Annotated in this window: 1 protein-coding gene; it reads right to left on the bottom strand. The window is 58.1% G+C overall.

The window, feature by feature from the left end; all coding sequences use genetic code 11:
• Nucleotides 1-248: transposase (locus M6G53_RS25425; protein ID WP_253335322.1), on the bottom strand; the 248-nt coding region annotated here is incomplete at both ends.

Raw genomic sequence — 248 nt, 5'->3', positions numbered from 1 at the left:
CCTCATGCCCTTCGGGGAGATTTTCCGGGTTGCGCAGCAACAGCCAGCGGCTGCGTTTGATGACCTGACGCGATTTTGGGTTATCGCGAAGCTGATTGGCCTGGTCGACGCGCACCCGGTCGATAACCTCCCGGCCATACTTTGCCACCACGTGGAACAAGTCATACACCACTTCCGCCTGCGGGCAGTGATGCCTGACTTCCAGGTCTAACGCCGTATTCATATCCATGGCGACAGACTGGATAGCG

Source organism: Serratia nevei (assembly GCF_024160145.1).
Taxonomy (GTDB): domain Bacteria; phylum Pseudomonadota; class Gammaproteobacteria; order Enterobacterales; family Enterobacteriaceae; genus Serratia; species Serratia nevei_A.
Note: the sequence above shows the minus strand (reverse complement) of the source record. Positions and strands in the feature narration are given on the sequence as shown.